The organism is Tsukamurella asaccharolytica (assembly GCF_007858435.1).
Taxonomy (GTDB): domain Bacteria; phylum Actinomycetota; class Actinomycetes; order Mycobacteriales; family Mycobacteriaceae; genus Tsukamurella; species Tsukamurella asaccharolytica.
Window position 1 is genome coordinate 1 of sequence record NZ_VIGW01000050.1, and the last position, 607, is coordinate 607.

Consider the following 607-nt stretch of genomic DNA (forward strand, 5'->3'; position numbering starts at 1 on the left):
TCAGCCTCTCTTAGAATCAAAAAATAGTGAAATTTCTCAAAAGTTATTTTTAAGGAAATATGTTTTTAAGGAATAAAAAAAGAACGCAAGAAAAAAGCCTCTAGCGGTTAAGCTAGAGGCTTTTAAGATAAAGCCCTGGGGTTGACCTACTCTCACATGGGATCTCCCACACTACCATCGGCGCTGCTACGTTTCACTTCTGAGTTCGGGATGGGATCAGGTGGTTCCATAGCGCTATTATCCCCAGGAAAACTGGTTGTGTTTGAAGTGTTTGCACTTCACTCACGAATAAATTTGATTAGTTGGTATCAATAACAGCAATGTTTGATTGACTTGCTTAAGTTGTTGTATTCGCGTCAACTTTGGAAACGATCATGTCTCGTATCAAAATTGTCTAAGACCTATTATATGGTCAAGCCTCACGGTCAATTAGTATTGGTAAGCTCAATGCATTACTGCACTTACACACCCAACCTATCAACGTCGTAGTCTTCGACGGACCTTCAGAGGGGTTAAACCCCTAGGGAAATCTAATCTTGAGGTGGGCTTCCCGCTTAGATGCTTTCAGCGGTTATCCCGTCCGTATGTAGCTACCCGGCTATGCCAT

Annotated in this window: 2 rRNA genes; both read right to left on the reverse strand. The window is 42.0% G+C overall.

Features of this window, described 5'->3' with window-relative positions:
* Window positions 1-133: 133 nt before the first annotated feature.
* Window positions 134-248: ribosomal RNA gene (gene rrf, locus FK529_RS20890) — 5S ribosomal RNA — on the reverse strand.
* Between the two features lie 160 nt (window positions 249-408).
* A 23S ribosomal RNA gene (locus FK529_RS20895) occupies window positions 409-607 on the reverse strand; the annotation flags it as partial.